Here is a 21,495-nt window from a genome sequence, read left to right as displayed (position 1 = left end):
AATCATTGGGTTAGGCGGTAGGTAATCGAGACAAGCTCATAAAAACGATTGACAGTCATTGATTAGGAGATTAGTATGAACATATTAGTTGATCAAAAGATAACAATCATATAACCAAGACATTTTTAGTTATTAATGAAAGCGCTTTCTATTCATCTAGGCATGAAAAGCGCCAAAACATTGTCGCGAGAATCATATAAAACACTTTTGGAGGGGTACCATGCCGATTTTAATTGTAGCTGTCGGAGTGCTGATTCTGTTATTTCTCATTATTAAAGTAAAATTAAATACCTTTGTCTCACTGATTGTCGTTTCATTTTTAGTAGCCATCGGACTTGGAATGGATATCAATAAAATTGTTCTTTCAATTGAGACTGGAATTGGCGGGCAGCTGGGGCATTTAGCTTTAGTGTTTGGACTTGGCGCGATGCTTGGGAGGCTTGTCTCTGATGCTGGGGGCGGCTACCGGATTGCCATTACGCTGATTGACAAATTCGGGAGGAAACGAATACAGGCGGCGGTTGTAGTTGCCTCTTTTATCATCGGTATTGCGCTGTTTTTTGAAGTGGGTCTTGTTCTGTTGATACCGATTGTTTACGCGATTGCTAAAGAATTAAAAATGCCTTTTCTGTATCTGGGAATCCCGATGGCCGCCGCCTTAAATGTTACTCACGGATTTTTGCCCCCGCATCCTGCTCCAACTGCTATCTCAGTTGCATACGGTGCCCATATTGGCCAGGTGCTGCTTTTTGGAATCATCATCGCTGTTCCGACAACTGTGATTGCCGGGCCTTTATTTAATAAATTTGCGATGAAACGGTTTCCTGGTGCGTATCAAAAGCATGGAAACTTATCGGGGTTAGGACCGAGGAAAGAATTTCAGCTGGATGAAACACCGGGCTTTGCGATCAGTGCTGTCACGTCTTTATTCCCGGTTATCTTTATGGCAATGGCAACAGTTTTTTCTTTATTATTGAATGAACATTCAAAAGGAAAAGACATTATAGAATTTATCGGCACTCCGGGAACGGCAATGCTCATTTCGCTGTTGCTTGCACTCTATACGATGGGATATGCCCGTAAAATACCTATGCAGGAAATCAGCAGATCTATTTCAGAATCAATTTCGCAAATTGCGATGATGCTGCTCATCATAGGAGGGGGAGGAGCGTTTAAACAGGTGCTGATTGACGGCGGGGTCGGCGATTATGTCGCTGATTTTTTCCGTCAAACAAACATGTCGCCGCTATTCGTTGCATGGACCATCGCCGCGGTTCTGCGTCTGTGTCTAGGCTCTGCTACCGTGGCTGCGCTTACCACAGCGGGAATGGCAGCTCCGCTTATGGAGGCTGGCAGTGTAAACCCCGCGTTAATGGTGCTTGCAACAGGAGCCGGCAGTGTCATTGCGTGTCATGTAAATGATGCAGGATTTTGGATGGTAAAGGAATTTTTCGGCTTGAGCATGAAAGAAACATTTCAAACCTGGACGCTGCTTACAACAGTTCTTTCGGTTACAGGGCTCGGCTGTGTGTTATTGGCAGGGCTTGTGATGTAACAATCATAGACAGTCCGTAGCCCAATCGTTTTTCTTCCTTGCTGAATACTTTACGTATAGGCAGACATAAAGGAGGAAAAATTCATGTACCCTCATCATTCGTATTTACGCGGAATCCCAGGTCCAGCCGGATATCCGGCGCGTAGTCCTTTTTTGTTTGGCGCTCCTCTAGTCGGCGGTTTATTAGGCGGTTTTCTCGGGAGTGCGCTGTTTAACTATTCTCGTCCCTATGCCTATCCTCCTGGCCCTTATGGATATGGAGGCGGACCGTACGGTTTTGGTGCCGGCGTGCCATACGGGGGATATCCCGGCTTCTATTAATAAAAAACGGCCTGCATCGATTGCAGGCCGTTTTTTATCGGATGATTTCTACCTCGGACATATTGTAGTCTTGCTGCTTTTGAAACATGACTTCCAGAAGGCCATCCTTATAGACGGCTTTTGTTCCTTTGCGTTTGACTAAACAAGGAAGGTTTACTTTTTTCGGATGATCTGCTCTTGGGAGGTTTTCCAACCATAATTCGTGAGATGTGTGTTTGATTCTCACTTGTTCCAGCCATTCTTCGCTGATTGGCACCTTTACAAACACATGGTCTGCTGTTTCGAATATATCAATATCAGGTTTGACATCAGGTTTTGCATCAGGTTTGGCGGGATGTTCTTTTTGGGGGAGAGGATCGCGGAAAGGAAATTGAGCCGCATAATCACTGCCGAACACACTTTCCATCACACGATTGACATACGTTTCAACTTCTTTCGGATCAGCTTTTTTTAATGCTTCTTTAGAAAATTGATTGTGGAAAGGAAAGTACTTGTTCCACTCAAACATTGTCTTCACATCCTTTCTTCACGGACAAAATAGTATATGCCCGCCAGATCTTTCACGTGATATAATATAAGATGCTCTAAAGAAAGGCAGGGATATAAATGCAACATTCAGAAACAAAAAAAGGCGTTATTTACACAGCCGTTTCCTTTATCATGTGGGGCCTGTTTCCGCTCTATTGGAAGCTTCTCGAACAGCTGCCGGCTCTTGATATTTTGGCTCATCGTATTATATGGTCTTTTGTTTTTATGTGTATCGTACTTTTTTTCTTGCAGCAATGGAAAATAGGATGGCAGGAGCTGCGCTCTCTGAAAAAGAACGGAGGGATCCTCTCTTTATTTCTTGCTTCTATCCTGATTTCGATCAACTGGTTTGTATACATATGGGCTGTAAACCATGGCTTTTTGCTTGAGGCTAGTCTTGGCTATTACATTAATCCGCTTGTATCAGTGCTCCTTGGGATTTTATTTTTAAAGGAAAAACTGAATCGCCTGCAATTAGTGGCCGTTTCGATTGCGGCAGCCGGTGTCATCATCTCGGCGTTCCAATACGGCTCCATTCCTTATGTTGCGCTTCTCCTCGCATTCAGCTTTGGGCTGTACGGGTTAAGCAAAAAAAGAACAAGCCTGCCGAGCGCCATCGGCTTAACGCTGGAAACATTCATGATTATGCCCATTGCATTGGGGTATTTGCTGTTCAGCGGACATGGTCAGCCAGCGGGTGCAGAAAGCGGAGGGACGTGGCTGCTTCTCTTTTTGGCCGGTGTGTTTACGGCTTTGCCGCTCTTATTGTTTGCGGAAGGAGCGAAACGGCTGCCACTGTATCAAGTCGGTATCTTACAATATATTGCGCCGACCATTACCCTGCTGATCGGGCTGTTTGTTTACCATGAGCCATTTTCAAGCTCGAAGGCTTTTACATTCAGCTGTATATGGGCTGCGCTGCTCTTGTTTACGTTTTCACAAGTGAAGTGGAAACGGGCGTCAAAAAGCCATTGAGGCCTTTGGCTTTTCAGCTGATGCATATATTATGTATAATCATTTCATGTATGTAAGACATAAAGGAGCAAGACGATGGACAATGATAAAGAGATAGTGAAAGCCTATGCTTCACTTTGGAATAACCGATCTCTCGCACATGATGACGCAGAAGCGGTAGCAGAGGCGATTGATCTTGAGCTCTTGGATAAACGAACACATCCAAGACTCCGAAAACCGATGCTGGAAAAATATTTTGCCGCGATTCAGCGCATTGTGAATTCACAGCTCGAACCGGCTGTGAAATATCAGCTGGTCAAATTACATACAGAACGTGCAGAGTATTTAAAAGAAGAAAGAGGGGAGCAATCATGAAAGCGATCATAAAAGAAGATGTGCAAGCATCTTTAGAACGATATGCGGACCGCCCTGTATATATCCATTTAGAAACCACCACAGGTTCTTATTCAGCGCACTTAAATGAAAAGAACATGACGGTTGTTGCGTATATTCGCAATGCAAAAGTCACTTATCATCAGGCAAAAATCAAAGGCAACGGGCCTTACCGCGTTGGCTTGAAAACAGAAGAAGGCTGGATTTATGCTGAAGGCTTGACTGAATACACGGTAGATGAAGAAAACCGTTTATTAATGGCGGGACACCTGCCGGGCGGTAAACTGGCTATTTCTCTGCAAATCAGCGAAAAACCGTTCACAGTTTAAAGAAAAGGGTGAATAATAATGAAAGAACATGTACTAGTAATCCTGCCTCACCCTGATGACGAATCATATGGAGTGGCAGGCCTCATTGCCTTAAACAGAAAAAAAGACATTCCCGTTACGTATGCCTGCGCCACTTTAGGTGAAATGGGCAGAAATATGGGCGATCCATTTTTCGCGAATCGGGAAACGTTGCCGCTGCTAAGAAAACAAGAGCTCATCAATGCTTGCAAAGAAATGGATATCAATGACCTTCGGATGCTTGGACTCCGTGACAAAACGCTCGAATTTGAAGACGATGAGTATTTAGCTGATATCATGGAAGAGATCATAGATGATGTAAAACCAAGTTTAATTGTCACATTTTATCCCGGACACGGTGTGCACCCTGACCATGATGCATGCGGGGAAGCGGTTATCCGTGCATTATATCGCAAAAAGAAAGAAGACCGTCCGCGTACAATCTGCATGGCCATTACCCGCAACAGAGAAGAGGTTCTCGGCGAAGCTGATGTCGTACTTGATATCAAAGAAGTAGCTGATATTAAAATGAATGCGTTAAGAGCTCACCGCACACAAACAGAAGGCATGCTCAGAGAGCTTGAAGAGAAATTGAAAAATAATGAACCTGTTATGGCAACATGGTTTGAAGAAGAAATATATTGGACGTATCAATGGAATGATTAATCAAAAAGGTATAAGGCCTTAAGCCTTATACCTTTTTTAATTTTAAGTCCGATGCAATTGCTGAAGCGAGAGTGGATCTCAAGGCAATATCTTCGAAAGACAAACCTAGCTGAACCGCTGTTTGCGCGATTTCCGGACGGATTCCAGACAAAGTTGAAGAAACACCGATTAAACGAAGTGCCTCAATCAGACTGAACAGCTGATGGGCAACCATCGTATCAATCACAGCTACTCCTGACAAATCAATATACAGTTGTGTCACCTTTTTTTTCGCACATTGATGCAGTGTGTTTTCCATAATCAGCTTGGCGCGGACTGTATCAATATCTCCGATTAAAGGCAGCAGTCCGACGCTGTGAAACAGCACGATGACCGGAGCGCTCAATTCAGTAATCATATCTTTTTGGGCCTGAAGCTGAAGGCTTGTGTTTTTGTACATTTCTTCTATAAAAATATGAATCACAAGATCAAACGCTTTTATAAGGGCGTGATACAGGTCTTCGGCTTCTTCGCTTTTCACAGTATCCTGATTGAGATGGACAAATTCTTTCACATAAGAAACATATAAATCTCTCACTCTGACAAACTCCCGAATAATATAGTGGATAGGAGTTTTTAAATGCTCTTGATCCTGTGTGACTTCAAAGGCCCATTCTTTCAGTATAGGCAAGTATACGTCCTCATCATCTATAAAAATACGGTTTATTTTATAGTTAAAGGCAAGATTCTGGCTCTTTAAATTGTGAATGACAACAGGATCTGTTGAGGCATAAATGGAATTGGGATCAGTCTCCTCGATTGTTTCATACCACGTTGAACTGATGGTTTCCGCATGCTGGGAAAGATACTCGAATAATTTTTTGTTTTTTGCCATGATTGATCACCTCTTTTAAATGTGTTGTTTTTGCGAATAACGTTTTTGCAGTTTTGCCAGCCTGAAAAACAGCCCAACTGCTCCGGCGGCGAGTCCTGCTATTAATCCAATCCAATAGCCGAATGCACCGAGGCTTGTAAACGTACCGACCATATAACCGACCGGAAGGCCAATGACCCAGTAAGAGACAAAAGCGGCCGCAAGCGTATAGTTCACATCTTTGTACCCTCTGAGTGCTCCCTGGATCGGTGCGGCAACAGCATCGGAAAGCTGAAAAAATAGCGCATAAATTAAAAAGTGCTGTGTCAGCCGGAGCACATCGGGGTCAGAAGTGTACATGCCCGCAATTTGCTCTCTGAATAAAAGGATACAGGCGGCAGTGAACAAAGAAAAGCCGATCGCCATCATGATGCCGATTAAGCTATATGAGCGCGCATCCTTAAAACGGGCTGCACCCGCTTCAAACCCGACAACAATTGTTAGAGCCATGGACACGCTAAGCGGCAGCATATATAAAAGAGACGCAAAATTCATGGCTGCCTGGTGGGACGCGATGGTCACTGTATGAAAATGGCTCATTAGAAGCGTGACAGCTGCGAAAATGCTCGTTTCAAAAAACACGGCGAACCCAATAGGCAGCCCGATTTTGAGCAAATTTTTGCATGCTTTCCAAGAGAACTTATACAAGGTAAGGAAAATCCCGTATTCAGAAAACGGTGCGTTTTTATGAATAATGAAAAAACTGATGATGCAGATACACCAATAAGTTAACGCGGATGCCAGCCCCGCGCCGACACCCCCAAGTGCCGGCATTCCGAACTTCCCGAAGATAAATACATAATTCAATACAAAATTGATTGGAAGAGAACTGAGTGTAATCATCATGGTGACTCTCGTTTTTCCTAATGAGTCGATGAATGATCTCAACACGGTGTAAACAAATAAAGGGAAAATTCCCAGTGATAAAAAGCCTAAAAAGTGTTTAGCAATCTGATGCACGTGAATATCAAGGTTCAATCGGCCAAGAATAAGGTCAACTGCAGCATATCCAATCAATAAAACGGCGATGCTAAGTAGCGCGGCCACGTATACAGCCTGTAAAACAGTAAAGGGAATCTTCTGTTTTTTCTCTGCGCCTAATAACTGAGCGACAATCGGGGTGACCGCCATTAATATACCTGCAAGTCCTGTGTAAACAGGGGTCCAAAGGCTTGAGCCAATCGCGACACCCGCTAAATCAGCGGGGCTGACTTTCCCTGACATCACCGTATCTAGAAAAGTCATAAGAGAAAGCCCCGCCTGGGTAATGAATATCGGTATTAAAATGTGCAAGAGCTGTTTGATTTTTTTCCGGGCATTTTGAGTTTCTTTCATACATTGATCTCCGTTTCTTTTTCATAACGAGAGAAATTATAACATTTTATGTATAAAAAGCAATGAACGCCGGGCCTATTCTTTTTTTGTCGGTTTCGTTTTTCTAAACATTTGGGCATAAATAAAAGAAAGCGAAATCACGCCTAAAAAGGTGCAAATATACTGAATGATTCTTTCGATTTCCATTCTTTACATCCCTCCTTTACCAATAGAATGTGCATCAATAAGATAAGCATTCGTGAAAAGTTGGAAATTTGAACAGGAGATGAAGATTATGCGCTATGAGCAGATATCAGAAAATGCGTTCAAGGGGAAAATACAGGTGTACCTAGAGCAAATATTAGGTGATGCATCTCTAATCTTGAAAACGCTTCACGAAAAAGACCAGTGTCTCCTTTGTGAATTAGATGAATTAGGGCACATTTTTCAGGACATGCAGGGGATTGCATCCTCCTTTTATTTGCAATCATACATTGAGGAATTTACGCCGGCATTTATTGAGCTGGCCAAGGCGATTAAAGCCTTATCGGAACATAAGCATGGAGCTTTAATTGTGATTGAAAGAGCGGACCCGGTTGAACATTTTATTCAAAAAGGCACCTCACTACACGCCGAGATCAGCTCTTCATTAATTGAAAGCATCTTTTTTCCTGGAAACCCTCTTCATGACGGCGCTTTATTGGTGAGAGAAAATAAACTCGTGTCAGCAGCCAATGTGCTCCCTTTGACGACGAAGGAAGTGGATATTCATTTGGGAACCCGGCACCGGGCGGCTCTTGGTATGTCGGGCTATACGGATGCACTGGTGCTCGTGGTTTCAGAGGAAACAGGGAAGATGTCGTTTGCCAAAGACGGTGTATTATATCCGTTAATTTCACCAAGAACGTAAAAATAATAAAAAGGGCCTGATTAAGAATCCTATCATGAGACAAAATGACTGAATTCGTATCTTTATTAAAGCATTCGCTTCAAGCTGAATGCTTTTTGTCTTGAAGACAGGGAATATAAGCTGGTAGAAAAGTTATATGTAATGAATATTAATAAAGTGAAATACTTTACCTGTTTATGTATTTATAGTACCGTATAAAATATTATATAAATTTTCAAAGGAAGGGTGCTGCCGCATGGCAAATGTATTAATGATCGGTTTCCCCGGTGAAGGGCATATTAATCCCTCTATCGGTGTGATGAAGGAGCTGAAATCCCGGGGAGAAAACATTACGTACTACGCAGTGAAGGAATATAAAGAAAAAATCACAGCTCTTGATATAGAGTTTCGTGAGTATCATGATTTCAGGGGAGATTACTTCGGGAAAAACGCAACCGGCGATGAAGAAAGAGATTTCACAGAAATGCTCTGCGCTTTTTTGAAAGCCTGTAAGGATATCGCGACTCATATTTATGAGGAAGTCAAACATGAATCGTATGATTATGTCATATATGATCACCATCTTCTCGCGGGTAAAGTCATTGCCAACATGCTGAAGCTGCCAAGATTTTCATTGTGTACAACCTTTGCGATGAATGAGGAATTTGCGAAGGAAATGATGGGAGCGTACATGAAAGGATCACTTGAAGATTCGCCTCATTATGAATCATACCAGCAGCTTGCAGAAACGTTAAATGCTGATTTTCAAGCAGAGATCAAGAAGCCATTTGATGTTTTTTTAGCTGATGGTGACTTGACAATCGTCTTTACATCAAGGGGATTTCAGCCACTGGCTGAGCAATTTGGCGAGCGATATGTATTTGTCGGTCCTTCCATTACAGAAAGAGCCGGAAACAATGATTTCCCATTTGATCAGATTGACAATGAAAACGTGCTGTTTATTTCAATGGGAACCATTTTTAACAATCAAAAGCAGTTTTTTAATCAGTGCCTTGAAGTGTGTAAGGACTTTGACGGTAAAGTTGTGCTTTCCATCGGCAAGCATATTAAAACAAGTGAGTTAAACGACATTCCGGAGAATTTCATTGTACGCCCGTATGTCCCTCAGCTTGAGATCTTGAAAAGAGCCAGCTTATTTGTGACCCACGGCGGAATGAACAGCACAAGTGAAGGTTTGTATTTTGAAACCCCGCTCGTTGTCATTCCGATGGGAGGCGACCAATTTGTTGTCGCAGATCAGGTAGAAAAAGTCGGCGCAGGAAAAGTAATTAAAAAGGAAGAATTGTCTGAAAGCCTACTGAAAGAGATGATACAAGAAGTAATGAATAATCGTTCGTATGCTGAAAAGGCAAAAGAAATTGGACAATCACTGAAAGCGGCAGGCGGCTCTAAAAAAGCAGCCGACAGCATTCTTGAAGCTGTAAAACAAAAAACTCAATCAGCAAATGCATAGTGTAAAAGCCTGTTCTTATCGAAAGAACAGGCTTTTTGCCATTTCATAAGAATGCAGAGGAAGGGATTTGACACGCCGATAGAGAATTGATTAGAAAAATAGACAAGAAAGGAGGAGAAACTGCTTCGTTCATCAATAGAAAACCATCATTTTTACCCTCGCTTAAATAGTTCCTTAGACTTTCGAAAAACATATCGTGCTTATGTAAAATGTGAGGTGTTTATTTAAAGGTTAAAAGGTCGAATGATGCTGAAAATGCTGCCAAATGTTTGAAAAGGGTTTAACTTGCTGAAAAATTGACGATAAAACAGTTGTGTGCCATTTTTGGAAACAAAATACTAGCTGTTTTTGCAAAAAAACAGTTTAGGAGGTTGAATGAATGAAAAAGAAGATTGTAGCCGGCTTGGCTGTTTCTGCAGTTGTTGGGTCGTCGATGGCCGCAGCACCCGCGGAAGCAAAAACGATAAAAGTAAAAAGCGGTGACTCTCTTTGGAAACTTTCCCGCCAGTATGATACGACAATATCAGCTCTGAAATCCGAAAACAAATTGAAATCAACGGTGCTTTATGTCGGACAAAGTCTTAAGGTTCCTGAAAGCAGCAAAAAAAGCACGACATCCCCATCTAATTCAAGCAAAACATCAACATACACAGTTGCATATGGTGATTCCCTATGGATGATTGCTAAAAATCATAAAATGAGTGTTTCTGAGCTTAAAAGCTTAAACAGCCTGAGCAGTGACCTGATTCGTCCGGGGCAAAAGCTTAAGATCAAAGGGACAAGCAGTTCAAGCGGATCAAATGGATCAAAGAAAAACAGCGGTTCCAATTCTTCAGGTTCTTCAAAAAGTACATATACGGTCAAGCTTGGTGACTCACTGTGGAAAATCGCAAACAGCTTAAATATGACTGTAGCCGAATTAAAAACCTTAAATGGCTTAACATCAGATACACTTTATCCTAAACAGGTGCTCAAAATAAAAGGAAGCAGTTCACCTAAGAACGGAAACAGCGGTTCCAAAAAGCCGTCAAACTCCAATCCCTCAAAAACAACGACGTACAAGGTAAAAGCAGGCGATTCGCTGTGGAAAATTGCAAATCGGCTCGGAGTCACTGTCCAAAGCATCCGTGATAAAAACAATTTATCATCGGATGTGTTGCAAATCGGGCAGGTTCTGACTATTTCGGGAGCATCAAAATCTAATCCTTCAAATCCGACAAAGCCAACAAAGCCAAAAGATAACTCAGGGTCAAACATTCAAATAGGTTCGAAGATTGACAGAATGATAACGGAAGCGAAAAAATATGTCGGAGTGCCTTACCGATGGGGCGGAAACACGCCTGCCGGTTTTGATTGCAGCGGCTTCATTTATTACCTCATTAATAATGTATCATCTATATCAAGATTGAGTACGGCAGGGTATTGGAATGTCATGCAGAAAGTCAGCCAGCCGTCAGTAGGAGACTTTGTCTTCTTTACCACATATAAATCCGGCCCGTCTCACATGGGGATTTATCTAGGCGGCGGTGATTTTATTCATGCAAGCTCATCGGGCGTCGACATTTCCAATCTCAGCAATTCGTATTGGAAACAGCGGTACTTGGGCGCAAGAAGTTATTTTTAAAAATGAGTATGACAAAAAGCCTTTTATAGGCTTTTTTGTTTATACCAGACAATGATTGACCACACTGTTAGAAAAAACAAGGGGGAGACAGTATGTACCGTCTCTTGCTGTTGATGATGCTGACGGCACTGGGAGTTGCCGGATGCGGACAAAAAAAACCTCCAGACCCTCCTAACCGGGTGCCGGAAAAAAAAGTGGTTGAAACGTCAGCGTTTGGTCATCATGTCCAGTTGGTCAATCGTGAAGGGAAAGCAGTCGGCTTTATAGAGATCAAAGAATCAGATGATGAAGGCCTCGATATTCATATTTCCGCAAACAGCCTGCGTCCAGGTGCTTCTCTCGGTTTTCATATTTATGAGAAAGGTTCTTGTGTCAGGCCGGATTTTGAATCAGCGGGCGGTCCCTTTAATCCACTGAACAAAGAACACGGCTTCAATAATCCGATGGGGCATCATGCCGGAGATCTGCCGAACCTTGAAGTCGGTGCTGATGGAAAGGTAGATGTCATAATGAATGCGCCTGACACTTCACTGAAAAAAGGAAGTAAACTAAATATTCTCGACGAGGACGGAAGTGCATTTATTATTCATGAACAAGCGGACGATTATCTGACAAACCCAAGCGGCAATTCCGGTGCGCGTATTGTCTGCGGAGCCCTTTTGGGAAATAACGAGAAGCAGTAATATCATCCAAGCCCTTTTGTATTGAGCATACAGGGGCTTTTTTAGTATACTCGTTAATGGAATATGAATAGGAAAGGGAATCTGTCTATGACAACTCAACTACAGCACTTAACATTGCCGGAAGATATACAACAAAAGCTTTTATCATATAAAGAGCAGCCTATTTCCCCGGAGTTTCAATCGCTTATAGGAACATCAGGCTATGAGGCGGAGGATGAAGCCATTCTATTTGACGCCATTATTGCATTAGCCATGGGGAAAAATGTCCTGCTGAAAGGGCCTACAGGTTCAGGAAAAACAAAGTTGGCAGAAACATTGTCCAGCTATTTTCATAAACCGATGCACAGCGTCAACTGTTCAGTCGACTTGGATGCTGAGGCATTGGTCGGTTATAAAACGATTGAAAATCAATCTGGCCAGGCGACAATCGAGTTTGTTTCAGGACCTGTTACAAAGGCAATGAAGGAAGGCCATTTTCTTTATATAGATGAAATCAATATGGCGAAGCCAGAAACACTGCCTATTTTAAACGGTGTATTAGATTACAGAAAAATGATGACAAATCCGTTTACAGGCGAGGTCATACGGGCTAAAAGCGGTTTCGGAGTCATTGCAGCCATCAATGAAGGCTATGTCGGAACTGTTCCTCTGAATGAAGCGTTGAAAAACCGTTTTGTCATCATTGATGTGCCTTATATTAAAGGCGAGCTGCTGAAACAAGTGCTCATGTCTCAGTCAGCCCTGAAAGACGAGAAATTGATTGACAGATTTATCACGCTTTCCTCTGACTTGATCGTTCAGGCCAATAACGGACAGGTGTCTGAAGAAGCGGCATCCATCAGAGCTTTAATCGATACATGTGATTTAGCTGCTTATATTCCGCCGCGTCGTGCCATTGAGCGGGGAATTGTAGAAAAGCTTGATGATGATCGGGAAAAAGCGGCCGTCCGAAATATTGCAGAAACTCTGTTTGAATGAGGGGGCTGCGATGAAATTTATCAAATTTAACGACAGCACGATTGATTCATTTTTATTTATGATGCTGACTGATTTGGCCAAAACACTCACCAAGAGTGAAGCGGTAGAAGTGGAGTATGGCGTTCAGTCCTATTACAATCCATTTGAAAAGAAAATCTATATGAGCCACTTTTGGAAAGACAGGGCAGCTGAGGACATGGAAGCGGGTCTGAAAAGCGACGTCTACCTGCGTTCAGTCGGAACAAGATATAGCTCGCTGCATGAGTTTGCGAACTTTTTGAATGATATCCATCGTCATCTCACCTTTAAAAGTTTTGCCAAGCAGCTCTTTATGCTGCTTGAAGACATTAGGATCGAAGAATGCATCAAACATGAGCGTCCGGGTACGAAACATGTATTTGCGAAGCGAAAAGACATGTACAGAAAACATTTCTCAACTCAGCTGACCTTAAATTTGGAACGAAGCATTTTTACCGATGCGCTCTTTTGCGCGATCTATGTCAAGCTCACAGCGGAATCGCCGCTTGAGACTCTTCCGTCCATGCGTGAAGATATCGATCTGATGCGCCCGTTTATTGAGCAGCAGCTCTTGCGTGTGTATGAAGCAGATTCGACATGGCAGGTTCTGAAAATTGTTGAGGACCTCATGGACGGACTTGAAGAGGTGCTCGATAAAGACATGTTGAACACCTACTTCTTTTTGCCTGAGCTTGACTACGCAAAAGCTGCAGAACAGCCTTTATTTGAAGAAGAGAAAAAAGCGCCGAAGCTGAGTGATGACGTCACGCTTCCAAAACAATCAGACGGTGATGAGGATATCCATGAAGAAGAAATGCCGACATGGCACAGGGAAACAGAAGCACCGTCTAAAAGCTTCCTTCAATTTGATATTGAACACGGCGCAAAATCAGATTTAGGAAAAGATGCTTCAAGGGAAGGCGACGATGGAGATCAGGCCCTTGGCTCTGTTCAAGGATCAGCCAGACAAACGAAACGGAAAGACTATTCCAAGCTGGAAGCGCTGGAGTCTCAAAAAGACCAGCCGAACGGAGCGGGTATGGCTGACGGCAAAGAAAATAAATATGCATTTCCAATTTATAAAGAACCGCAGCCGGCAACCAGTGAAGAAGAGCTTTCTTATAAACAGCAGGCAAAAACGATTGAATCGTATCAAAAGCGTTTGAAACAAATGATTCAAAAAACGCTTGAACATAAAAAAACATTGCCGAGAACAGACCTTCATGCCGGGAGACTGAACAATAAGCTTCTTCGCTACTTCACTGAGCGAAATCCGCGCCTGTTCTACAAAAAGCAAGAACCATCTTCAGAAATCGATGCAGTTTTTACTTTGCTGGTCGATTGTTCAGCCAGCATGTTCGACAAAATGGACGAAACAAAACGAGGAATCGTGTTGTTTCACGAAGCGCTGAAATCGGTAGCGGTTCCGCATCAGATTGTCGGTTTCTGGGAAGACACAAATGATGCAACCGAAACAAGCCAGCCAAACTATTTCAATACGGTTATTCCCTTCCAATCATCATTAAGACAAGAGTCTGGACCGGCCATTATGCAGCTTGAGCCAGAAGAAGATAACCGTGACGGGTACGCAATTAGGCAGATGACGAAAAAAATGCTGCATCGCAGCGAGGCGCAAAAGTTCTTAATTGTTTTCTCAGATGGAGAGCCGGCCGCATTTGGCTACGAACAAAATGGGATCGTCGATACAAGTGAGGCGGTTATCGAAGCCCGAAAAAGAGGAATAGAAGTGATAAATGTTTTTCTCTCCAACTCAGAAATAGAAGAATCGCAAATGAAGACGATCCAGGATATGTACGGAAAATTCAGTATATTTGTCCCGGATGTTGATCAGCTACCGGATGTTTTGTATCCGCTGCTGAAAAAACTGCTTCATAAAAGCATAGGATAGCCCTTAATCCTATGCTTTTTGGCGTTTGTTTTTTCGAATGATTAAATTTTTTGTTTTTTATAAAGGTTTTTTACTATTTTGTGAACAATCAAGGTAGAATCAAATTGCAAACAGTGGTAAAATATCGTTGGAAGCGTTTTTATTACATAATTTTGGACACAGCGTTCGAAAGTTATTTCAAGATAGTGAATCAATCACTTGATTATCTAAGTTGGGGGTAATATTCAAATGTTTCAAAATAGTATGAAACAACGAATGAATTGGGAAGATTTTTACGGTCCGAACCTCGGCTATGCGCTGGAGCTTTACGATCAATATACCCAGGATCCGAACAGCATTGACCCGGATTTGAAGGAAATGTTCGACGAGCTCGGTGCTCCGCCAAGCGATATAAAAGAGGCCTCGGGAACAAAAGAAAAGGGACGTGTTACAGCCGATCTGATTCAAAAGATCGCATCCGCAGTCAGACTTGCAGAAGATATCCGAACCTATGGCCATTTGAACGCTTCCGTCAATCCGCTCAGAAAGGATGAGAAAAAGAGCGAACTTTTTCCATTATCCGATTACGGGCTAACAGAAGAGGAAATAAAAGCAATACCTGCGTCTGTCATCTGCAAAGACGCTCCTAAAAACATTTCGAACGGTTTAGAAGCCATTCAGTATTTACGAAATACGTATAAAAGAACGATCTCATTTGAATTTGACCATGTGCATGACTTCAAAGAGCGCGAGTGGCTGACAAGAAAGATTGAATCTGGCGAGCTGTTCCAGAAGAACTCAGCTGAAAAGCTGTCAGCTGTGCTGGAAAGATTGACAGAAGTAGAGGGCTTTGAGCAGTTTTTGCACCGCACATTCGTCGGGCAGAAGCGCTTTTCCATTGAGGGTCTAGACGCTCTTGTTCCAGTGCTTGATGACATTATTGCACAATCTGTCAAATCAGGCACGACAAGTGTCAACATCGGGATGGCGCACAGGGGACGCCTGAATGTCTTGGCACATGTGCTCGGCAAACCGTATGAAATCATCTTCTCTGAATTCCAGCATGCGCCGAACAAAGATCTTGTACCGTCTGAGGGATCCATTGGAATCAGCTACGGATGGACAGGGGATGTCAAATACCATTTGGGGGCGAATCGGGAGCTTCAAGACGCTGAAACAAAATCAGCGCGCATTACGTTAGCGAACAACCCGAGCCACTTGGAATTTATCAATCCGATTGTTGAAGGCAGCACAAGAGCGGCACAGGAAACGCGAACACAAAGCGGATACCCGGTACAAGATGAAACAAAATCGCTGGCCATTTTAATCCATGGAGATGCTGCATTCCCTGGGGAAGGAATTGTAGCTGAAACATTGAATTTAAGCTCTTTAAAAGGGTATCAAGTAGGCGGTGCGATTCATATTATCGCCAATAACATGATCGGATTCACAACAGAAAGCGCTGAATCCAGATCGACAAAATATGCCAGTGACCTGGCCAAGGGTTATGAAATTCCGATTGTTCACGTGAATGCGGACGATCCTGAAGCTTGTCTCTCAGCTGTTAAGTTTGCGGTCGAATACCGAAAAACATTCAACAAGGATTTTCTGATTGATTTGATCGGGTACAGACGCTATGGACACAACGAAATGGATGAACCGTCAACCACTCAGCCAATGCTGTATGATGCTGTCAGAAAGCATCCGACAGTCAAACAAATTTTCGCTGAAAAGCTGGTAAAAGAAGGCGTGCTTACCGAGGAAGTCGTTCAAAACATCGAAAAATCGGTAACGAAGCGCATTGAGGATGCATATCAGAAAGTTCCGTCTAAAAAGGAACACACTGCCTGTGAAATTGAACTTCCAGAGCCTGTATCAAACGGTTTCCCAGATGTGGACACTTCGATTGATTTTGATGTGCTCCGCAAGCTGAATGGCGAATTGATCAACTGGCCGGAGTCATTTAATGTTTTCGGCAAGCTAAAACGCATTTTAGAAAGACGCGCCAAGGCGTTCGATGATGACAGAAAAGTGGAATGGTCTTTGGCAGAATCACTCGCGTTTGCTTCAATTTTGAAAGACGGAACACCGATTCGTTTAACAGGACAGGATTCCGAGCGCGGAACGTTCGCCCAAAGAAACCTTGTGCTTCATGACAGTGAGACGGGCAAAGAATTTGTGCCGCTTCATCACTTATCTGACTGCAGCACATCATTTGCTGTTCATAACAGCCCGCTGTCTGAAGGATCGGTTCTCGGTTTTGAATACGGCTATAACGTGCATTCACCGGAAACGCTTGTTTTGTGGGAAGCACAGTACGGAGATTTTGCCAACGCTGCTCAAGTGTATTTTGACCAATTTATTTCTGCCGGACGCGCGAAATGGGGCCAAAAATCCGGATTAGTCATGCTACTCCCGCACGGTTACGAGGGACAGGGGCCTGAGCACTCAAGCGGAAGAATCGAGCGATTCCTGCAGCTTGCAGCGGAAAACAACTGGACGGTTGCCAACCTGACAAGCGCGGCACAGTATTTCCATATTTTAAGAAGACAGGCTAAAATGCTGCTTCGTGAAGAAATCAGACCGCTCGTCATTATGACGCCGAAGAGCCTTCTTCGCAACCCAAATACGGTGTCGGAAGTGCAGGAGCTCAGCGAAAGCCGCTTCCAGCCTGTTTATGAACAGTCGGGACTTTCTCATGACTATGAAAAAGTAACCAGACTTGTATTATCCAGCGGTAAAGTGTCTATAGACATCAGTGATCATTTTAATAAGTTAGAAGACGGTAAAGAGTGGCTTCACATTGCGAGAATCGAACAGCTGTATCCATTCCCAGCAAAAGGAGTCAAAGAATTATTTGCAAAACTTCCGAACCTGAAAGAAATCGTTTGGGTGCAGGAAGAGCCGCAGAACATGGGGGCTTGGGGTTATATCAGCCCGTATTTGACAGAGATTGCACCAGAGGGAGTAAGCGTTCAATATATTGGACGAAGAAGACGATCCAGCCCTGCAGAGGGAGATCCGACAGTTCATAAAAAAGAACAGGAACGTATTGTATCTGATAGCTTGACTCGCAAAAACTAAGGGGGAAATGAAAAAATGGCGGAAATTAAGGTACCTGAATTAGCAGAATCAATCTCAGAAGGAACAATAGCCCAATGGTTAAAGCAGCCTGGTGACTATGTAGAACAGGGTGAATATCTGCTTGAACTAGAAACGGATAAAGTGAATGTTGAATTGACAGCAGAAGAATCGGGTGTACTTCAAGAGGTATTGAAAGATTCGGGTGATACCGTCCAGGTCGGAGAAATTATCGGTACGATTTCAGAAGGCGCGGGTGAAAGTTCTGCCCCTGCTCCTACAGAGAAAGCAGAAAGCAAGGAAAGCGTAAAAGAAGAGAAACAGGCTGAACCAGCTGCACAAGAGGTGAGCGAGGAAGCACAATCTGAAGCAAAATCAAGAACAATTGCTTCTCCGTCGGCCCGTAAGCTGGCGAGAGAAAAAGGAATTGACCTGTCTCAAGTTCCAACTGGAGATCCGCTTGGAAGAGTGCGCAAGCAGGATGTCGAAGCGTACGAAAAACCGGCATCAAAACCGGCTCCTCAGCAAAAGCAGCAGCCTCAGGCTCAAAAAGCACAGCAAAGCTTTGACAAACCTGTTGAAGTGCAAAAAATGTCACGCCGCAGACAAACGATTGCAAAACGCCTTGTAGAGGTACAGCAAACATCAGCGATGCTGACCACATTTAATGAAGTGGACATGACGGCTGTCATGAATCTCAGAAAACGCCGCAAAGATCAATTCTTTGAGCAAAATGAAGTGAAGCTCGGCTTTATGTCTTTCTTCACGAAAGCGGTCGTGGCTGCATTGAAAAAATATCCGCTGTTGAATGCAGAAATTCAAGGCGATGAGTTGATCGTTAAAAAATTCTACGATATCGGAATCGCTGTTGCTGCTGATGAAGGCCTTGTCGTTCCGGTTGTGCGGGATGCGGATCGCCTGACATTTGCAGGAATCGAAAAAGAGATCGGCGAGCTTGCGAAAAAAGCAAGAAACAATAAATTAACCCTTAGCGAGCTTCAGGGAGGCTCCTTCACGATTACAAACGGAGGGACTTTCGGTTCATTGATGTCAACTCCAATTTTAAACAGCCCGCAAGTCGGTATACTAGGCATGCATAAGATTCAGCTGCGCCCTGTAGCCATTGATGAAGAGCGTTTCGAAAACCGTCCGATGATGTATATCGCTTTATCTTATGATCACCGAATTGTAGACGGTAAAGAAGCGGTTGGTTTCCTCGTGACAATCAAAAATTTACTGGAAGATCCTGAACAGCTTTTATTAGAAGGATAATAAAAAAGGGTACATCACGATAAAGTGATGTACCCTTTTTGATGCATATTTAAAGTGATAGATTGCTGCTTTTGGATCCAGCTTGCTTCTTTTTCACTTTTTTTGACCAATATGTTGCAAGCATAGAACCTGAAAGGTTATGCCACACACTGAATATTGCGCTGGGTACGGCAGATAACGGTGAGAAATGAGCCGTGGCAAGTGCAGCCCCGAGCCCGGAGTTTTGCATGCCGACTTCGATTGCGATCGCTTTTTGAGACGGGTAATCCATTTTTAAAAGCTTTGCACAAAGAAACCCCAGTAAATAACCGATACCGTTATGCAGGATAACAACTGAAAAAATGAGCAACCCCGATTGAAGCAGATTTTCCCGATTGCCGCTGACGACAGCTGAGACAATCGCAACGATGCCAATGACAGAAACAAGCGGAAGGGCATGTACGGCTTTTGCCACTTGTTTTCTGAAAAACATTTTGACAATCAGACCTGCAATGATCGGAAATAAAACCGCCTGTAAGATTGAGATAAACAAAGACCCCGGCGAGACAGGAAGCCATTCTTTGGCAAACAGCATAATCAACAACGGTGTTACAACAGGTGCCAATAAGGTAGAAATTGTCGTAACCGCAACAGAAAGGGCAGTATTTCCTTTTGCTAAGAATGTCATAACATTAGATGCAGTTCCCCCGGGACAGCAGCCGACAAGAATAACACCAACTGCGATTTCAGCTGGAAGATGAAGCCCAAATGCGAGGCCGAAAGCAACGAGCGGCATGATCGTATACTGAGCTATTACTCCAATAATAACTTGCCAAGGCTTTCTGACCAGCTCTTTGAAATCATCGGCTTGCAGTGTAAGGCCCATCCCAAACATGATAATGCCGAGAAAAATCGTAATATAAGAACTGATCCACGTAAATAAAGATGGGAAAGAAAATCCCAGCACTGCAAAAACAATGACCCATATGCCAAAGGTTTGTCCTGCAAAATGACTTATTTTTCTAATGATGTCCATAAAAACACTCCTAACACACTTATCAAGAACTTCAGCAGAAATTCTTACAAATTTCATAACATTCTCTTATTATAAATAATTTTCTGAATAATTCAATATTAGTTTTTGGCAGATGTCTATAGATATATGATGTAAACTAATTAAAATGTTCTTGACTATATAGGAAGATATTCTTACAATGAACCTTTATAATGGTTAGATCAAATAGGAGTGATACGGTGAAGGAAGCAAATCAATGGTCTTCGAAGCTCGGCTTTATTTTAGCCGCGGCAGGATCAGCTATCGGGCTTGGTGCGATATGGAAATTCCCATATGTTGCCGGAACCAGCGGAGGAGGCGCATTTTTACTTATTTTTATTTTATTTACGGTTTTAATCGGACTGCCTTTATTGTTAGGTGAATTCATCATAGGCAGAAGAACACAGAAAGATGCCGTTCAGTCCTATAAAACACTTGCTCCAGGAACGAAGTGGCATTGGATCGGTTATTTAGGCATGGTGACGTGCTTTATTCTTCTATCTTTCTACAGTGTCGTAGGCGGATGGATTTTAATTTATATTATAAAAGGCTTCACTGGCGGTTTATCGCAAACATCTGGTTTTGATACGATATTTGCAAGTACCATTTCAAATCCTTATTTGGCTGTAGGAGGCCAGCTGCTCTTTATGGTGGTAACAATTTTAGTTGTTGCAAAAGGGGTAAGCAGCGGAATTGAAAAAGCAAGCCAAGTATTAATGCCGGCGCTTTTTCTATTATTCATCATTTTAATGGTGCGTTCGGTTACACTTGATGGCGCGATGGAAGGAATCAAATTTTTCCTGATGCCTGATTTAACTGCAATTGATGCCAATACCATTTTATATGCAATGGGACAATCCTTTTTCTTATTAAGTGTCGGTGTATCTGTCATGGTAACGTATAGCGCTTATTTAGAGAAACAGGAAAATCTGGTACAGTCCGCTGTATCTGTAACTGTTATGAACATGCTTGTTGCTGTAATGGCCGGAATTGCGATTTTTCCAGCTGTCTTTTCATTCGGCCTCAAACCAGACCAAGGCCCGGTTCTGTTATTTAACGTGCTGCCGACTGTGTTTAATCAAATGCCGTTCGGAATTATCTTTTTATTAGCATTTTTACTTCTATTTTTATTTGCTGCATTGACATCTGCTTTTTCAATGCTGGAAATTTTGGTCGCAGTACTTTCGAAAGGCGATGTCAATAAGAGAAAACGATTCGCTTGGTTAGGCGGAATTGCTATTTTTATTGTCGGTGTGCCGTCTGCATTATCATACGGTGTCTTAAGTGACGTCACTATATTTCATCTGTCTATTTTTGATGCGGCCGACTATCTTGTGAGCAATATTTTAATGCCGTTAGGTGCGTTACTGATTTCGATTTTTGTCCCGCTAAAAATACCGAAACAGGATTTGTTTGACGAGCTGAAAAGCGGTTCTAATCTCAAACGAAAGTGGTTTGCTGTTTGGCTGCTGCTCATTCGATATTTATCTCCTGTTGCCATTATCATCGTGTTTTTGCATGTGGTAGGGATTTTTTAAAACACGAAGCCCCCGGAGAAAGGGGG

Annotated in this window: 19 protein-coding genes; 15 read left to right on the top strand and 4 right to left on the bottom strand. The window is 42.9% G+C overall.

Annotation, left to right across the window (positions count from 1 at the left end):
* Positions 1–220 precede the first annotated feature (220 nt).
* Entirely contained in the window at positions 221–1,555 is a 1,335-nt protein-coding gene (locus tag NST79_RS11085; protein WP_212059734.1) for a gluconate:H+ symporter, read from the top strand.
* An 84-nt stretch (positions 1,556–1,639) separates the two neighbouring features.
* Positions 1,640–1,876 (top strand): hypothetical protein, encoded by a 237-nt coding sequence (locus NST79_RS11080; protein ID WP_004399366.1) that lies wholly within the window; start codon positions 1,640–1,642, stop codon positions 1,874–1,876.
* 34 nt (positions 1,877–1,910) lie between these two features.
* On the opposite strand, the gene gerT is transcribed toward NST79_RS11080, so the two are convergent.
* Complete coding sequence (gene gerT / locus NST79_RS11075; protein ID WP_003231207.1) at positions 1,911–2,384, bottom strand: spore germination protein GerT; 474 nt, start codon at positions 2,382–2,384, stop codon at positions 1,911–1,913.
* Positions 2,385–2,482: 98 nt separating this feature from the next.
* Between gerT and rarD the strand changes: the two genes are divergently transcribed.
* The 4 genes from rarD to bshB2 all read left to right on the top strand — a co-directional run bounded on the left by rarD (position 2,483) and on the right by bshB2 (position 4,764).
* The gene (gene rarD / locus NST79_RS11070) at positions 2,483–3,379 is read left to right on the top strand and encodes an EamA family transporter RarD (RefSeq protein WP_015251889.1); all 897 of its coding nucleotides are present in this window, start codon (positions 2,483–2,485) and stop codon (positions 3,377–3,379) included.
* A 75-nt stretch (positions 3,380–3,454) separates the two neighbouring features.
* Positions 3,455–3,733, top strand: coding sequence for a hypothetical protein (locus NST79_RS11065; RefSeq protein WP_003231211.1), 279 nt, complete (start codon positions 3,455–3,457; stop codon positions 3,731–3,733).
* The gene (locus tag NST79_RS11060) at positions 3,730–4,080 is read left to right on the top strand and encodes a YojF family protein (protein ID WP_003231213.1); all 351 of its coding nucleotides are present in this window, start codon (positions 3,730–3,732) and stop codon (positions 4,078–4,080) included. Before NST79_RS11065 ends, NST79_RS11060 begins: the two co-directional genes overlap by 4 nt.
* Positions 4,081–4,098: 18 nt before the next feature.
* Positions 4,099–4,764 (top strand): bacillithiol biosynthesis deacetylase BshB2, encoded by a 666-nt coding sequence (bshB2, locus tag NST79_RS11055; RefSeq protein ID WP_003231215.1) that lies wholly within the window; start codon positions 4,099–4,101, stop codon positions 4,762–4,764.
* A 25-nt stretch (positions 4,765–4,789) separates the two neighbouring features.
* Here the strand turns inward: bshB2 and rsbRC are convergent, their stop codons facing one another.
* A complete protein-coding gene (gene rsbRC / locus NST79_RS11050) occupies positions 4,790–5,638 on the bottom strand; it encodes an STAS domain-containing protein (RefSeq protein ID WP_212059735.1) in 849 nt (282 codons plus the stop codon).
* A gap of 15 nt (positions 5,639–5,653) precedes the next feature.
* Positions 5,654–7,012 (bottom strand): MATE family efflux transporter, encoded by a 1,359-nt coding sequence (locus NST79_RS11045; RefSeq protein ID WP_212059736.1) that lies wholly within the window; start codon positions 7,010–7,012, stop codon positions 5,654–5,656.
* 265 nt (positions 7,013–7,277) lie between these two features.
* Between NST79_RS11045 and cdaS the strand changes: the two genes are divergently transcribed.
* The 8 genes from cdaS to odhB all read left to right on the top strand — a co-directional run bounded on the left by cdaS (position 7,278) and on the right by odhB (position 18,898).
* Entirely contained in the window at positions 7,278–7,901 is a 624-nt protein-coding gene (gene cdaS / locus NST79_RS11040) for a cyclic di-AMP synthase CdaS (protein ID WP_072174170.1), read from the top strand.
* 235 nt (positions 7,902–8,136) lie between these two features.
* Positions 8,137–9,354, top strand: a complete 1,218-nt coding sequence (locus NST79_RS11035; RefSeq protein ID WP_212059737.1) for a macrolide family glycosyltransferase — start codon at positions 8,137–8,139, stop codon at positions 9,352–9,354.
* 379 nt (positions 9,355–9,733) lie between these two features.
* Positions 9,734–10,978 (top strand): D-gamma-glutamyl-meso-diaminopimelic acid endopeptidase CwlS, encoded by a 1,245-nt coding sequence (gene cwlS / locus NST79_RS11030; RefSeq protein ID WP_004399265.1) that lies wholly within the window; start codon positions 9,734–9,736, stop codon positions 10,976–10,978.
* A gap of 92 nt (positions 10,979–11,070) precedes the next feature.
* Positions 11,071–11,661, top strand: coding sequence for a superoxide dismutase family protein (locus tag NST79_RS11025; RefSeq protein ID WP_015251895.1), 591 nt, complete (start codon positions 11,071–11,073; stop codon positions 11,659–11,661).
* A 63-nt stretch (positions 11,662–11,724) separates the two neighbouring features.
* Entirely contained in the window at positions 11,725–12,639 is a 915-nt protein-coding gene (locus tag NST79_RS11020) for a MoxR family ATPase (protein ID WP_010886530.1), read from the top strand.
* Positions 12,640–12,649: 10 nt separating this feature from the next.
* Complete coding sequence (locus NST79_RS11015) at positions 12,650–14,566, top strand: nitric oxide reductase activation protein NorD (RefSeq protein WP_116316642.1); 1,917 nt, start codon at positions 12,650–12,652, stop codon at positions 14,564–14,566.
* 228 nt (positions 14,567–14,794) lie between these two features.
* Positions 14,795–17,629, top strand: a complete 2,835-nt coding sequence (gene sucA, locus NST79_RS11010; RefSeq protein ID WP_049141172.1) for a 2-oxoglutarate dehydrogenase E1 component — start codon at positions 14,795–14,797, stop codon at positions 17,627–17,629.
* A 15-nt stretch (positions 17,630–17,644) separates the two neighbouring features.
* A complete protein-coding gene (gene odhB / locus NST79_RS11005) occupies positions 17,645–18,898 on the top strand; it encodes a 2-oxoglutarate dehydrogenase complex dihydrolipoyllysine-residue succinyltransferase (protein ID WP_014477077.1) in 1,254 nt (417 codons plus the stop codon).
* Between the two features lie 49 nt (positions 18,899–18,947).
* Here the strand turns inward: odhB and NST79_RS11000 are convergent, their stop codons facing one another.
* Positions 18,948–19,913 (bottom strand): bile acid:sodium symporter family protein, encoded by a 966-nt coding sequence (locus tag NST79_RS11000; protein WP_004399225.1) that lies wholly within the window; start codon positions 19,911–19,913, stop codon positions 18,948–18,950.
* A gap of 218 nt (positions 19,914–20,131) precedes the next feature.
* Here NST79_RS11000 and NST79_RS10995 point away from each other — a divergent pair, with 218 nt between their 5' ends.
* The gene (locus NST79_RS10995; RefSeq protein ID WP_014477075.1) at positions 20,132–21,469 is read left to right on the top strand and encodes a sodium-dependent transporter; all 1,338 of its coding nucleotides are present in this window, start codon (positions 20,132–20,134) and stop codon (positions 21,467–21,469) included.
* Positions 21,470–21,495 lie beyond the last annotated feature (26 nt).

Origin of the sequence: Bacillus sp. PS196 (assembly GCF_037963555.1) — a bacterium.
GTDB lineage: Bacteria > Bacillota > Bacilli > Bacillales > Bacillaceae > Bacillus > Bacillus subtilis.
This window is presented reverse-complemented; position numbering and strand designations above follow the sequence as displayed.

Excerpts from the sequence above, each read along its gene's own strand:
- NST79_RS11020 (WP_010886530.1), top strand. The coding sequence starts at position 11,725 with ATGAATAGGAAAGGGAATCTGTCTATGACAACTCAACTACAGCACTTA.
- cwlS (WP_004399265.1), top strand. The coding sequence starts at position 9,734 with ATGAAAAAGAAGATTGTAGCCGGCTTGGCTGTTTCTGCAGTTGTTGGG.
- NST79_RS11035 (WP_212059737.1), top strand. The coding sequence starts at position 8,137 with ATGGCAAATGTATTAATGATCGGTTTCCCCGGTGAAGGGCATATTAAT.
- sucA (WP_049141172.1), top strand. The coding sequence starts at position 14,795 with ATGTTTCAAAATAGTATGAAACAACGAATGAATTGGGAAGATTTTTAC.
- gerT (WP_003231207.1), bottom strand. The coding sequence starts at position 2,384 with ATGTTTGAGTGGAACAAGTACTTTCCTTTCCACAATCAATTTTCTAAA.
- NST79_RS11015 (WP_116316642.1), top strand. The coding sequence starts at position 12,650 with ATGAAATTTATCAAATTTAACGACAGCACGATTGATTCATTTTTATTT.
- NST79_RS11045 (WP_212059736.1), bottom strand. The coding sequence starts at position 7,012 with ATGAAAGAAACTCAAAATGCCCGGAAAAAAATCAAACAGCTCTTGCAC.
- NST79_RS11025 (WP_015251895.1), top strand. The coding sequence starts at position 11,071 with ATGTACCGTCTCTTGCTGTTGATGATGCTGACGGCACTGGGAGTTGCC.
- NST79_RS11000 (WP_004399225.1), bottom strand. The coding sequence starts at position 19,913 with ATGGACATCATTAGAAAAATAAGTCATTTTGCAGGACAAACCTTTGGC.
- bshB2 (WP_003231215.1), top strand. The coding sequence starts at position 4,099 with ATGAAAGAACATGTACTAGTAATCCTGCCTCACCCTGATGACGAATCA.
- NST79_RS11080 (WP_004399366.1), top strand. The coding sequence starts at position 1,640 with ATGTACCCTCATCATTCGTATTTACGCGGAATCCCAGGTCCAGCCGGA.
- odhB (WP_014477077.1), top strand. The coding sequence starts at position 17,645 with ATGGCGGAAATTAAGGTACCTGAATTAGCAGAATCAATCTCAGAAGGA.
- rarD (WP_015251889.1), top strand. The coding sequence starts at position 2,483 with ATGCAACATTCAGAAACAAAAAAAGGCGTTATTTACACAGCCGTTTCC.
- NST79_RS11065 (WP_003231211.1), top strand. The coding sequence starts at position 3,455 with ATGGACAATGATAAAGAGATAGTGAAAGCCTATGCTTCACTTTGGAAT.
- NST79_RS11085 (WP_212059734.1), top strand. The coding sequence starts at position 221 with ATGCCGATTTTAATTGTAGCTGTCGGAGTGCTGATTCTGTTATTTCTC.
- cdaS (WP_072174170.1), top strand. The coding sequence starts at position 7,278 with ATGAAGATTATGCGCTATGAGCAGATATCAGAAAATGCGTTCAAGGGG.
- NST79_RS11060 (WP_003231213.1), top strand. The coding sequence starts at position 3,730 with ATGAAAGCGATCATAAAAGAAGATGTGCAAGCATCTTTAGAACGATAT.
- rsbRC (WP_212059735.1), bottom strand. The coding sequence starts at position 5,638 with ATGGCAAAAAACAAAAAATTATTCGAGTATCTTTCCCAGCATGCGGAA.